The organism is Streptomyces rimosus subsp. rimosus, from assembly GCF_000720725.1.
GTDB lineage: Bacteria > Actinomycetota > Actinomycetes > Streptomycetales > Streptomycetaceae > Streptomyces > Streptomyces rimosus_A.
Map to the genome: position 1 here is coordinate 41,316 of NZ_JOCQ01000061.1, position 11,314 is coordinate 52,629.

At 71.5% G+C, this 11,314-nt stretch carries 13 protein-coding genes; 10 read left to right on the forward strand and 3 right to left on the reverse strand.

All coding sequences use genetic code 11. From position 1 onward, the window contains the following. Nucleotides 1-195 precede the first annotated feature (195 nt). A complete protein-coding gene (locus IH45_RS0127560; RefSeq protein ID WP_030674042.1) occupies nucleotides 196-621 on the forward strand; it encodes a cold-shock protein in 426 nt (141 codons plus the stop codon). 219 nt (nucleotides 622-840) lie between these two features. Here the strand turns inward: IH45_RS0127560 and IH45_RS0127565 are convergent, their stop codons facing one another. Then, nucleotides 841-1,812, reverse strand: coding sequence for an NADP-dependent oxidoreductase (locus IH45_RS0127565; protein WP_030674044.1), 972 nt, complete (start codon nucleotides 1,810-1,812; stop codon nucleotides 841-843). A 416-nt stretch (nucleotides 1,813-2,228) separates the two neighbouring features. Between IH45_RS0127565 and yczR the strand changes: the two genes are divergently transcribed. The 5 genes from yczR (at nucleotide 2,229) to IH45_RS0127590 (ending at nucleotide 6,625) form a co-directional block, all read left to right on the forward strand. Beyond that, nucleotides 2,229-3,716, forward strand: coding sequence for a MocR-like transcription factor YczR (gene yczR / locus IH45_RS0127570; protein ID WP_030674046.1), 1,488 nt, complete (start codon nucleotides 2,229-2,231; stop codon nucleotides 3,714-3,716). A gap of 224 nt (nucleotides 3,717-3,940) precedes the next feature. Continuing rightward, nucleotides 3,941-4,429 (forward strand): hypothetical protein, encoded by a 489-nt coding sequence (locus tag IH45_RS0127575; RefSeq protein ID WP_032918552.1) that lies wholly within the window; start codon nucleotides 3,941-3,943, stop codon nucleotides 4,427-4,429. After that, nucleotides 4,426-4,854: a transcriptional regulator gene (locus IH45_RS01000000144165; protein WP_032918540.1), complete on the forward strand. Its 429-nt coding sequence runs from the start codon at nucleotides 4,426-4,428 to the stop codon at nucleotides 4,852-4,854. Before IH45_RS0127575 ends, IH45_RS01000000144165 begins: the two co-directional genes overlap by 4 nt. 38 nt (nucleotides 4,855-4,892) lie before the next feature. Further along, nucleotides 4,893-5,756, forward strand: a complete 864-nt coding sequence (locus tag IH45_RS0127585) for an ABC transporter ATP-binding protein (protein ID WP_050515227.1) — start codon at nucleotides 4,893-4,895, stop codon at nucleotides 5,754-5,756. Then, nucleotides 5,753-6,625 carry an ABC transporter permease gene (locus tag IH45_RS0127590; protein ID WP_030674057.1) on the forward strand — a complete coding sequence of 291 codons (873 nt, stop codon included), beginning with the start codon at nucleotides 5,753-5,755 and terminating at the stop codon, nucleotides 6,623-6,625. Before IH45_RS0127585 ends, IH45_RS0127590 begins: the two co-directional genes overlap by 4 nt. A gap of 17 nt (nucleotides 6,626-6,642) precedes the next feature. Here the strand turns inward: IH45_RS0127590 and IH45_RS0127595 are convergent, their stop codons facing one another. After that, on the reverse strand, nucleotides 6,643-6,993 hold the full coding sequence (locus tag IH45_RS0127595; RefSeq protein WP_030674059.1) for a hypothetical protein: 351 nt from the start codon (nucleotides 6,991-6,993) through the stop codon (nucleotides 6,643-6,645). Between the two features lie 219 nt (nucleotides 6,994-7,212). On the opposite strand from IH45_RS0127595, the gene IH45_RS0127600 reads away from it, so the two are divergent. Continuing rightward, nucleotides 7,213-7,662 carry a nitroreductase family deazaflavin-dependent oxidoreductase gene (locus tag IH45_RS0127600; protein ID WP_030674062.1) on the forward strand — a complete coding sequence of 150 codons (450 nt, stop codon included), beginning with the start codon at nucleotides 7,213-7,215 and terminating at the stop codon, nucleotides 7,660-7,662. A 388-nt stretch (nucleotides 7,663-8,050) separates the two neighbouring features. Here the strand turns inward: IH45_RS0127600 and IH45_RS0127605 are convergent, their stop codons facing one another. Further along, on the reverse strand, nucleotides 8,051-8,320 hold the full coding sequence (locus tag IH45_RS0127605) for a hypothetical protein (protein WP_050515224.1): 270 nt from the start codon (nucleotides 8,318-8,320) through the stop codon (nucleotides 8,051-8,053). A 334-nt stretch (nucleotides 8,321-8,654) separates the two neighbouring features. Here IH45_RS0127605 and hemC point away from each other — a divergent pair, with 334 nt between their 5' ends. The 3 genes from hemC to IH45_RS0127620 all read left to right on the forward strand — a co-directional run bounded on the left by hemC (nucleotide 8,655) and on the right by IH45_RS0127620 (nucleotide 11,241). After that, entirely contained in the window at nucleotides 8,655-9,590 is a 936-nt protein-coding gene (gene hemC / locus IH45_RS0127610) for a hydroxymethylbilane synthase (protein WP_030674066.1), read from the forward strand. Nucleotides 9,591-9,720: 130 nt separating this feature from the next. Continuing rightward, the gene (locus tag IH45_RS0127615; protein ID WP_050515225.1) at nucleotides 9,721-10,308 is read left to right on the forward strand and encodes a hypothetical protein; all 588 of its coding nucleotides are present in this window, start codon (nucleotides 9,721-9,723) and stop codon (nucleotides 10,306-10,308) included. 249 nt (nucleotides 10,309-10,557) lie between these two features. Beyond that, nucleotides 10,558-11,241: a hypothetical protein gene (locus IH45_RS0127620; protein ID WP_158813281.1), complete on the forward strand. Its 684-nt coding sequence runs from the start codon at nucleotides 10,558-10,560 to the stop codon at nucleotides 11,239-11,241. Nucleotides 11,242-11,314 lie beyond the last annotated feature (73 nt).

The window sequence follows — 11,314 nt, forward strand, 5'->3', positions numbered from 1 at the left end:
GGGAGCCGTGAACGGCACCGGGCTGGACGTTCCGCCGTGGCTCGGCAATAGTATGGGCGGGACATCCACCCCCATCGTCCCCGCCCTCGGCGATTACCTCTGCCAGTGCGCCCGGCGGGAACGGCGCCGCCCGAACGGCGGCGGGGTGCATGCGAAATTGTGGGCAGTTGTGGAATTGGGGTTTGGGGCACTGTGATGGTTTCGGGCAAGGTCATTCGGTTCGACGAGGTGCGCGGCTACGGATTCGTTGTTCCCGACCACGGCGGAGAAGACGTCTTCGTGCACGTCAACGACCTCGAATTCGACAAGGGACTGATGGCTCCCGGCGTGAAGGTCGAATTCCTGGTGGACGAGGGCGACCGAGGGCCCAAGGCGTCCAACGTACGTTTCCTGGAAGGGGCCCCCGGCCGCTCCGGCGGCGCGCACCGCTCCCAGAACCCGCTCTCCGACGGGCCTTTCGAGGACGGCGTGCTCTGCGACACGCTCTCCGCGCAGGAGTTTCTCGACGAGGTGACCGAACTCCTCGTGACGGGCGTACCGAGCATGACCGGTGAGCAGATCCTCCAGGCCCGCCAGCGCCTCCTCAAGCAGGCCCAGTCGCACGAGTGGGTCGACGCGTAAAGCCGTCGCTCCCGCAGGTCCCGGCTCGCGACGCATTCGGCTCGGCCAGCCCCCGCGGCCGCGCCACTTACTGCCGTGGCCGATCATGTATTCGGCATATACGGCCCCCGTAATGATGGCCGTACGACAGCCGGGTACCCACCGTCCGGGTAAAGCGCGCGAGAATACACCGGAGCCGGATATGGGGACGATGCCCTGTCCCGCGCCCGCCGCGCGCCCTCAGGAGGCGACCCGCAGCACGAGCTTCCCCCGGGTGCGGCCCTCCTCGCCCCGCCGGTGCGCCTCACCGGCCTCGGCGAGCGGCAGTACGTCCTCGACCTCGACCGACACCGCCCCCTCCTCGATGAGGTCACCGATCCGGGCGAGCGCCGCGCCGTCCGGCTCCACCAGGAAGCCGCTCGCCCGCAGCCCCTGGGCACGGGCCTGCTCCAGGAGGCCGGGCGAGGCGCCGGAGGGGACGGCGATGAGCGTGCCGCCCCGCCGCAGCGTCCGCAGGGAGCGGGTACTGGTCTCCTCGTGCTCGTCGCCCACCAGGTCGATGACGACATCGACGTCCCGTACCGCCTCCTCGAAACGCTCCTTGGTGTAGTCGACCAGCTCGTCGGCTCCGAGCGAGCGCAGCCAGTCGTGCTTGGCCGTCCGGGCCGTACCGATGACGTGCGCGCCCAGATGCTTGGCGAACTGCACCGCGAAGTGCCCGACGCCGCCCGCCGCCGCGTGGATCAGCACCCGCTGCCCCGCCTCGGCGCGCGCCGCGTCCACCAGGGACTGCCAGGCCGTGAGCGCGGCCAGCGGCACGGCGGCAGCGTGGTCGTGGTCGAGCGTGCCGGGCTTGCGGGCGAAGTGCCGCGAGGGCGCGGTCACGTACTCGCCGTACGCGCCGGCCTGCCGCGGGAACCACGGCATCCCGTACACCTCGTCACCCACCTCGACCGTGTGCACGCCGAAGCCGACCTCCTCCACGACACCGCTGACGTCCCAGCCCACGCTGAACGGCGGAGCTCCGAGGACCTGCGCCATGCCGCCGCCCTGCCGGGTCTTCCAGTCGACCGGGTTCACCCCGGCGGAGTGCACCCGGACGAGCACCTCGGTGGGCAGCGGCGCGGGCCGGGGCGCCCGGGTGACGTACAGCACCTCGGGGCCGCCGAGGGCGTCCTGGGTGATCGTGCGCATGGTCGGTTCCTTGCTCATGCCGTGTCTCCTGAGGGGCGCCGGGCGCGGGTACGGCCCGGTTGTGATCATCCACGTACGGAACTACCGGAGTAGCCCCGAACGGGCGCCGCAACACCTCCGGGGCGGCAGGCTCCGCTGCTCGGCCGCGCTCCGACAGGCGAACCGGGGCAGGAGGAACCGGGTCACCGGGCCCACCGCGAAGGCGTACAGCACGGTTCCGGCCCCACACTCCCGCCGAGCCCTCACCCCACGGCCGGCACGGCGACCTCGATTCGTCCGTTGCCCGCCTGGGGCGCTGGTACGCCTGCAAGGCCATTGGGGTGACTCTGTACAGTGATTGGTCTGGAGAACATGGCCAATTCGCGCGAGGTGGTACGGCGCGAGCGGGCCGTGACCAGGGGGACGGTGTGGTCCGTGACAGCCGGGGGAGTGGCATGGCGCATACGAAGCGGACCCGGCCCGCGCAGCAGACCGGGCCAACCGAACGGACCCTGGGGAGCCGGCAACTGGCCGCGCTGCTGCCCGACCCGGCGGAAGCCCGGCCCGCCTACCGCCACCTGGCTCGGGCGATCAGCGCGCTGATCCTGGACGGACGCATCGCCCTGCACGTCAAGCTGCCCGCCGAACGGGAGCTGGCCACGGCCCTGAACACCAGCCGCGCCACCGTCACCGCCGTCTACGACCTGCTGCGCGAGAGCGGTTACGCGTACAGCCGCCAGGGTTCCGGCACCTGGACGGCCCTTCCCGAAGGCCGGCCGCCCCGGGGCGTCGCGCGGCTCCTCGGGCCGCACGACACCGCGATCGACCTGGCCAGGGCCGCTCCCGGCCTGCCCCGGCAGACGCTCACCGACGCCCTCGCCCGGGTCTCTCCGCAGCTGGCCGAATACGTCGACACCCCCGGCTACCACCCCTACGGCCTGCCGGAACTGCGCGCCGCCATCGCCGAACGCTTCACCCGGCGGGGACTGGCCACCGTGCCCGAACAGATCCTGGTGACCTCCGGAGCCCAGCACGCGCTCACCCTCGTCCTCGGACTGCTGGCCCGGCCCGGCGACCGGATCATGGTCGAGAACCCGTCCTACCCGAACGCCCTGGAGGCCTTCCGGCGCGCCCGGCTGCGCACGGTGCCGGTTCCCGTGACCGACACCGGCTGGGACACCGGTACCGTCGAGGCGACCCTGCGCCACTCGGCGCCCCGGCTGGCCTATCTGATCCCCGACTTCCACAACCCCACCGGCTGCCTGATGCCCGAGCGGCAGCGCGCCCGCACCCTGCGCGCCGCGCAGCGCTCCGGGACCTGGCTGGTCGTCGACGAGACCCTGGCCGAACTCGCCCTCGACGTACCCGCCCCGCCGCCCTTCGCCTGCCACGCCACGCCGGGCGGCGCCGGCCAGGTCATCACCACCGGCTCGATGAGCAAGACCCACTGGGCGGGCCTGCGCATCGGCTGGCTGCGCGCCCCGGCCCGGCTCGTCACCGAACTCGCCGGCCAGCGGGTCGCCACCGACATGGGCGGCTCGGTCCTGGACCAGCTCCTGGCCCTGGACCTGCTGGACCGCTCCGAGGAACTGCTGCCCCAGCGCCTGGAACAGTTGCGCCGTCAGCGCGCCGTCCTGGCCTCCGCATTGACCGAACACCTCCCGCAATGGGCCTGGCAGCTCCCGCCCGGCGGTCTGTCCCTCTGGGTGGACCTGGGCGAGCCTGTCGCCGCCGCGCTGGCCGAGCGGGCACTCGACTACGGGGTACGGATCGAAGGCGGCACCTACTTCGCCACCGACCCGGGCATCTTCGAACAGCGCCTCCGCATCCCTTACACCACCCCGCCGGAGACCCTCCGCGAGGCCGTACACCGCATGGCCGCCACCCTCGCCGACGGCATCACCCCGTCATCCACCGGGCGCCGCCCGCACTGGATCGCCTGAGAGCTGCGCCGGGGCGGCTCCCGCCCGCCGCCCCGCTTTCGTCCCGCGCCCGCGCTCCCGGCGCCCGCCCCGACGCCCGTTCCCGCTCTCGCTCCGCACCCCGATTTTTTTACTTGCCCGGTGGGAAAGTCTGCGCTAACTTTCCCAGTGGGAAAGTCGGCGGTGCGGGATCGGCTGCCGAGCAGCCGAATTCGGCACGTCAACGTCTTGGGGAGGCGATGGGCATGAGCGCACCGGTCGACGCCGAACGCGCTTGGGCGGATCTGCAACGGATCCGGGTCCCGCAGGAGCGGGTCTACGACGAACTGGAGCGCTGCTCCGGGAGCGGGTGGCGGTCGTACCTGCCGATCGCGGCCGCCATGTGGGTCTTCGTGGCGGTCAGCGGACTCGACCTGCCCAAGTGGGCCGTCTGGGCCGTGCTCGCGGCGTACGTGGCCGCGCTGGCCGCCATCGGGGTGCGGGCCGCCCGCAAGTCCCGCATGCGGCTGCACCGCTCGCGCTACACCTGGCGTACGACCGCCGTGTTCTTCGCGAGCGCCGTAGTGGGCGGAAGCAGCATCCTGGTCACGGGCTGGCTCGTCGAGTGGGCCGACCTGGCATACGGCAGCCTGGTACAGGCCACGGTGTGCGCGGGGCTCTTCCTGCTCGTCACGGCGCCCGCCAACCGGTGGGCCTTCGCCCCCGTGCGCAGCTACGACGGGAGCGGCCGATGAGCACCCCGGCCGGATTCGACGAACTGATCCACCCGTCCACGCGGCTCTCGGTGGTCGCCCTGCTCGCCGCCACCGAATGGGCCGACTTCCCCTTCATCCGGGACAGCCTCTCGCTCAGCGACTCGGCGCTCTCCAAGCAGCTCCACACGCTGGAGGAGGCCGAGTACCTGGAAATCCGGAAGGAGGGCGGCGGACGCAAGCGCCGTACGAAGGTCCGGCTCACCGACCGGGGGAGGACCGCGTTCGAGGGACACGTGGCGGCCCTGCGCGCGATCGTCGAAGGAGCCGCCAAGAGCCCGCCACCGGGCAGCGCATCGGCGTCCCGGTCCGAAACGGCCCCGGGTCACGCGCGATCCGGACCGGCCGGGCGTGGCGGCGCCGCGGGGACGGAATCGGCCCTCACGCGTACGGAGGCCCGCCGGTGACCGCGGCCGAACCCGTCGTACGGGTCCGCGACCTGCGGATGACCTACGGCTCCACAGACGTGCTGCAAGGCGTCGACCTGGACATCCACCGCGGTGAGATCTTCGCCCTGCTCGGTCCGAACGGCGCCGGGAAGACCACCACCGTCGAAATCCTCGAAGGCTTCCGCCGACGCTCGTCCGGCGAGGTCCGGGTACTCGGCACCGACCCGTTGCGCGGTGACGACGCGTGGCGCGGACGACTCGGCCTCGTCCTGCAGTCCTGGCGCGACCACGCCAGATGGCGGGTCGGCGAGCTCCTGGGCCACTTCGCCGAGTACTACCCCGACCCGCGCGACCCCGTCGCGCTGCTCGAACTCGTCGGCCTGACCGGCCAGGCGGACCAGCAGGTGGGCCGGCTATCCGGCGGCCAGCGGCGCCGCCTCGACGTCGCCCTCGGCATCGTCGGCCGCCCCGAACTCCTCTTCCTCGACGAGCCCACCACCGGCTTCGACCCGGAGGCGCGCCACGACTTCCACGTCCTCGTCGAGAAACTGGCCCGCGACGAAGGCGTCACGGTCCTGCTCACCACCCATGACCTGATCGAGGCCGAGCGCCTCGCCGACCGTATCGCCGTGCTGGTCAACGGCCGGATACGGGTCTGCGGCAGCCCGGCCGAACTGGCCCGCCGGGCCGCGGCGCGCGCAGAGGTGCGCTGGACGGCCGAGGACGGCACGCCGCGACGCGAACGTACCGACGACCCCTCCCGGCTGGTGTGGGAACTGCACCGCGAAGCCGGGGGACCGATAGCCGACCTGGAGGTGCGCCGCCCGACGCTGGAGGACACCTACCTGCACATGGTGAACGCCGAGAACCGACACGCACACCCGGCGAACGCCCGGAACCGAGAGGACGAGGCCGCATGAGGGGGACGGGACCGCAGCGATATCTGCGGGCGGGGGTCCGGCGCGGGGGCATCGAACTGCGCCAGCTCCTGCGCACGAAGAAAGAGCTGAGCGGTCATCTCGTCAACATCATCGTGGCGATCGTGCTCGCCGTGACGATCAGCGACTCCGTCCCCGGCACGGAGCTGCCCATGGGCCACCTGATGATGGCCGGATTCGCCGCCTACCTGCTCTTCCAGCTCGGCGTGCTGAACATTCCGCAGATGCTCGTCACCGAGCGCGAAGAGGGCGCCTTGCTGCGGCTCCGCGCCACACCGGGCGGCATACCGGCGTACCTGGTGGCGAAGGCGCTGCTGATCCTCGGCCTGGCCGTCGGCACCCTGGTGCTGCTGCTCACGGCCGGCGCGCTGCTGGCCGACGGCCCGTTGCCGGCCACCCCGGCACAGTGGCTCACCCTGATCTGGGTCACCGGCCTGGGACTGCTCGCGGTCGTACCGCTCGGCGCGGCCATAGGCGCCGTCCTGCCCAACCCCCGCGAAGCACTCGCCCTGATCATGCTGCCCGCGATGGCACTGCTCGTGACCTCCGGAACGATGTTCCCCATCACCCGCATGCCCCACGTCGTGCAGCACATAGCATCCCTGTTCCCCCTCAAGTGGATGGCACAGGGCCTGCGATCAGCACTCCTCCCCGACAGCGCACTGGCCGCGGAGCCGGCGGGTTCCTGGGAACTGCCCATGGTCGCCCTGGTACTCACCCTGTGGACCATCGTCGGCTTCCTCCTGGCCGTACCGCTCCTGCGCAGAACAACCCGCCGAGAATCCGGCTCCCGCCTGGCAGGCCGCCAACGGAAGGCAGCGATGGCAGGAGCGGGCGCGCCGGGCCGGTAGGACGGGGGTGCGGCGGCTCAGTGACATGGCGACCAGGGCAGCGCTTCCCGCCAGCCGGGCCGGTCGGCGGCCCAGGCCGTCAGTACGGACGCCACGGTCTCGTGGCCCCGGTGGGCGAACGGGCCGGGGACGTGCGCCCGGAAATGCCGGGCGGGTCCGCCGTCCCGGTACTCCACCTGACAGCTCATGTCGTCGTTCAGGTAGACCTGCATGTAGTACTGGCCCGGCCGGCTCCGGTCGAGCCGGTCCACGATCACGAACCGGTGCCGCAGGTTCATCTCGCTGAGCAGATCGAACAGCTTTTCCTCGGAGGGGTCGTCGACGGTCGTTCCGTCCCACGTCTCCGCGCGTATCACCGGCGTCACCATGCTCATGACCCTAACGGCCCCTCACCCGCCCGCCCCAGCCGCCCGGCACCGCCGTCCACCCCCGCCTCGCGTCCCTCACCAGCCACGACACCGGCCGGGATGATTGCGTACGCCCCCGATGTTGAGAAAGGGTCAGGTCGGTCGCGGACGGCCGGAGGGCCGTGACCGGGGCCGTACGACACCAAGGCACCATGCACGAACGACGATGGGACGGATGCCATGCCGCTTGAGGGCGATTACGAGCCGAGCCCGGAGAAGTGGGTACGCGACCAGGTCGAGCAGTACGAGAGCAGCGGCGGCACCAAGGGAACGACGATGCGCGGCATGCCCGTCATCGTCCTGACGACCCGGGGCGCCAAGTCGGGCAAGATCCGCAAGACACCGCTGATGCGGGTGGAACACGAGGGCACCTACGCCGTGGTCGCCTCCCTGGGCGGCGCCCCCAAACACCCCGTCTGGTACCACAACGTCGTGGCGGACCCCCGGGTGGAACTCCAGGACGGCCCGGTCCGTATGGACCTGGTGGCCCGTGAGGTGACGGGCGACGAGAAGGCCCTGTGGTGGGGGCGCGCGGTCGAGGCGTACCCGGACTACGCCGACTACCAGGAGAAGACCGACCGCGAGATCCCGGTCTTCGTCCTGGAGACTCCGGAGACGAGCCACAGCTGACGCCGCGCGTCGGCTGCCGGCACCGGATCCCGGCAGTTCACAGGACAGTCCAGCAGGGCGGTCCACCGTGAGCGGCCCTTGACGGAGTCCCCCTGAGACACCAGAACGGCCCCCTGCCCACGTGCTGCCGGGCAGGGGGCCGCGCTGTCCACGTTCCGTCATCCGCCACGGAGCGCCGGAGCCGTGGCACAGGCTTCGTGCAGGGCGGCGACCGCCGTCGGGATGCCTCGATGACGGGCATCAGCGTGCGTGCGAGAAGGGGAGGGGCGACGGCAGGCTGCTGCCATGGGGCCGTCGGCGGGTGCCCGGACGGTACGGACGCGCCCCCGCGCCGTAGCACGGACGCGGGGCGCAGCCGTCGGGCGTGCCGACGCGAGCAGGGCCGGGCTCAGTGCCAGACGGCCTTGAAGTAGCGGCCGTAGTCGAACTGGCCGCCGGACTGGCTGTGGGCGTAGGCGGCGCCGGTGGCGGTGACACCCGTGGGGCCGCCGACGTTGTAGTGGCGGTATCCGCCGAGCGTGTTCTGGGACGAGTAGGCGCCGGAGCCGTACGCGCCGCCCGCGGCAGCACCGCCGTGCGGGTCGGCGGCAGCGGGCCCGGCGGCCAGGAAACCGGCCGCCGTGACACCGGCGAGGGTGATCGCGACGTTACGAAGCATGTGACTCTCCTGAAGATGATGTAGGTGGACCTGACGAGATGACCTTGACCCAGCCCTCGCCGGTCCGCACGCCGGGATGGGCGAACGGGGTGACGCCGCCCGCTGCCGCCCGCTTCGGGACCCCGCCACCGGACATCACCGTCAGGACGAGCGCGACCGGAGCCAACGCCCTACGAAGCGCCGGCACCCTGCGACATGCTGCGTAGAACGCAGCCTCGGGCGTACGGCCGTCGCCCCCTATAAGCGGCCAAGCCGTGACCGCCCGGATCCGGCGGCCCGCCCCGCGTCCAAGTGACCGCACCCCGGCCCCACCCCAAGCCCTATGGTGTACGCCATGTCCGCCCCTGAACTGATCCGCATCGTCTCGCGCTCCTCGCCCATGGCACTCGCTCAGGTGGAGCGCGTACGGGCCGAACTGGCCGCCCGGTACCCGACGACGCGTACCGAGGTGGTGCCCGTCACCACCTCCGGTGACCGCTGGATGGGTGATCTCTCCGAGTTGGGCGGCAAAGGGGCCTTCACCAAAGAGGTGGATGCCGCGCTGCTGGCCGGGGAGGCGGACCTCGCGGTGCACTGCGTCAAGGACGTGCCGGCCGACCGGCCGCTGCCCGCCGGCACGACCTTCGCCGCGTTCCTCGAACGCGACGACATCCGTGACGCGCTCATCCACCCCGGCGGCCGCACCCTCGACCAGCTGCCCGCCGGCACCCGCATCGGCACGTCCTCCGTACGCCGGATCGCGCAGCTCGCCGCATCCCACCCGCACCTCACCTGTGTACCGATGCGCGGCAACGCCAACCGCCGCCTGGAGAAGCTGTACGCGGGAGACGCCGACGCCCTGCTGCTCGCGGTGTCCGGGCTGGAGCGCATCGGCCGGTCCGAGGTCATCACCGAGATCCTGTCGGCCGAGACGCTGTGCCCGCCCATCGGCGCCGGGATTCTGGCCCTGCAGTGCCGTGAGGACGACACCGGCACCATCGACGCGGTCAGCGCGCTCGGTGACCGGGACGCCTTCCGGGAGGCGACGGCCGAGCGGATGTTCCTCCACGTCCTCCAGGGGCACTGCAACTCGCCGATCGCCGGGTACGCGAGGACCGCGCGCAACGGGGAGCTGTCGCTGCGGGCCTGCGTCTTCACCCCGGACGGCAAGACCGTGCTCAACGCCCACGAGTGGGCCGGGCCGCTCGACCCGGCGACCCTGGGTACGTCCGTCGCGGTCGCGCTGCTGCGGCAGGGGGCGCGCGATCTGATCGACTCCATCGCGCACTGACGTAAGGATTGACGTACCGGAGGCAGCCCGGCCCGTAACTCCAATGGGTCTGCTTTTGCCGGATCGGGTCATGTATGGGACCGGCCGATCCTACGGTGCCGTTGTACGCACACGGCAGGGGAGGATCGCGATGACCCAGTCCATCGACATGGAAGAGCTGGCTTTTGTGGCGGCCGTCATGGAACGGGCGCACCGGCTGCTCGTTGCCGAGGAGAAAAAGCTGCCGCCCCGGACGGCGAACGGGGACGAGGGCCCCGGCAGCGCCAATCAGACACTTCTCGGCGCCGGGGAGCTGACGCGCGGCGCGGACGACGCGGTGCGGCGGATCGCCCTGGCGATCGGTTACGCCTGCGCCGGTCTGCACGCGCATGCACTGCGGGCGACGAAAAGCGCGCATGTCTCCCCGCGCAGTGTGCCGGGCGGCACCGACCGCATGGCCAGGCCCCTCACTTCCGGCACCATCGAGGCGCTGAAACTGGTACGCCAGGTCTCCGATTTCTTCGGCGAGGGACTGCGGGAGAACATCGACAAGGCGCTCGCGGCCCGCACGGCGACGTGGCCGCCCGTGGACTGGAAGAATTACGCCGAGGAGCGCGCGAAATCCGCCGCCACGGCAGTTTCCGGCACACATACGACTGCCACCTCTGCTGCGGCTGCCATCCCTCCCGCCGTTTCCGGCTGCCCCGCGGTGTCCGGCTCGCCCGCGACCGATCAGTGACGGTCCGCGCCGTTCCGGCGGCCCACTGCCCGCCGTGCCGCATCCGGCCGCCGCTCGGGCCCGCACCGCCCGGGCCCGGCGGCCCGGCAGGTAGGTTGGCCGTTCCGGCCTCCGCGGACTGGTCGGTCCGTGCTGCGACGCGTTGCGTCCGGCGCCCGTACGGCTTCCGTCCACGCGCCCGTACTTCCGTACCGTTTCGCGGAGACCGCCGGTCCGGTGGTGTGTCGAGCGATGAGGAGGGGCGGATACGTGGATCCGATGAGCGAGGACGGGCACCAGCTGCGTGGCCTTGTGGAGCAGGTTCTCGAACCAGGCGAAAGGGTGGTGGACATGCTGCCGGTGGAGGTCGGGGAATGCCGCCTCCACACGACACCCGCGCCGCCCAAGGAACTGGACCTTCCCATTTTCGGCGCGCCCGCGTGGCAGGGGGAATCCATACCCGTCCGCGTACTGAACGCCGTCTTCAGCCTGCTCGGTGCCGACGACCCGCCCCGCGGCCATTACGGCGATCCGCAGCGGCGCCCCAAGGCCCTGGAAAAGAAGGAACCGTTCTGGGGCTCCTGGGACAGCCTTGCCGGTGAACTGCTGCGAGGGCTGCGCCCGCTCGGTCCGGCCGCCCACAAAATCCTCCTGATGACCGACCGGCGCGCCCAGCTCGTGTACGTGGGCTCCGAACACGGCCTGGGCAAGAACACCGCCCTGCGCGCGGAAACCGGCTGGCGGTGCACGCCGCAGGAACTGGCCTGGGTCCGTGATTGCAAAGACCTCGCGAAAGGCAATTACCAGCTGGGATTCTCCGACGGCTCCTGGATGCCGGTGCTCTTCCCCCGCAAGGTCCGCGACCGCTTCGCCGCTCTTTTCCCCAACGCCCAGCACTGGAGGACACCGCTGCCGGACGTGTGGACCGACCCTCGATATCAGCGGCAGGTGTGAATCGGGGCCCGGGACGACCCATACGAGGTGCGTACCGCCGTACGGTGCTCCCGCCCCCCCCGCCCCCCCCGCC

Coding starts and splice junctions, on each gene's coding strand:
- IH45_RS0127565 (WP_030674044.1), bottom strand. CDS start 1,812: ATGAGCAAGGAACCGACCATGCGCACGATCACCCAGGACGCCCTCGGC.
- IH45_RS0127605 (WP_050515224.1), bottom strand. CDS start 8,320: ATGCTTCGTAACGTCGCGATCACCCTCGCCGGTGTCACGGCGGCCGGT.
- IH45_RS0127615 (WP_050515225.1), top strand. CDS start 9,721: ATGACCCAGTCCATCGACATGGAAGAGCTGGCTTTTGTGGCGGCCGTC.
- yczR (WP_030674046.1), top strand. CDS start 2,229: ATGGCGCATACGAAGCGGACCCGGCCCGCGCAGCAGACCGGGCCAACC.
- IH45_RS0127600 (WP_030674062.1), top strand. CDS start 7,213: ATGCCGCTTGAGGGCGATTACGAGCCGAGCCCGGAGAAGTGGGTACGC.
- IH45_RS0127590 (WP_030674057.1), top strand. CDS start 5,753: ATGAGGGGGACGGGACCGCAGCGATATCTGCGGGCGGGGGTCCGGCGC.
- IH45_RS0127560 (WP_030674042.1), top strand. CDS start 196: ATGGTTTCGGGCAAGGTCATTCGGTTCGACGAGGTGCGCGGCTACGGA.
- IH45_RS0127595 (WP_030674059.1), bottom strand. CDS start 6,993: ATGGTGACGCCGGTGATACGCGCGGAGACGTGGGACGGAACGACCGTC.
- IH45_RS0127585 (WP_050515227.1), top strand. CDS start 4,893: ATGACCTACGGCTCCACAGACGTGCTGCAAGGCGTCGACCTGGACATC.
- IH45_RS0127575 (WP_032918552.1), top strand. CDS start 3,941: ATGAGCGCACCGGTCGACGCCGAACGCGCTTGGGCGGATCTGCAACGG.
- hemC (WP_030674066.1), top strand. CDS start 8,655: ATGTCCGCCCCTGAACTGATCCGCATCGTCTCGCGCTCCTCGCCCATG.
- IH45_RS01000000144165 (WP_032918540.1), top strand. CDS start 4,426: ATGAGCACCCCGGCCGGATTCGACGAACTGATCCACCCGTCCACGCGG.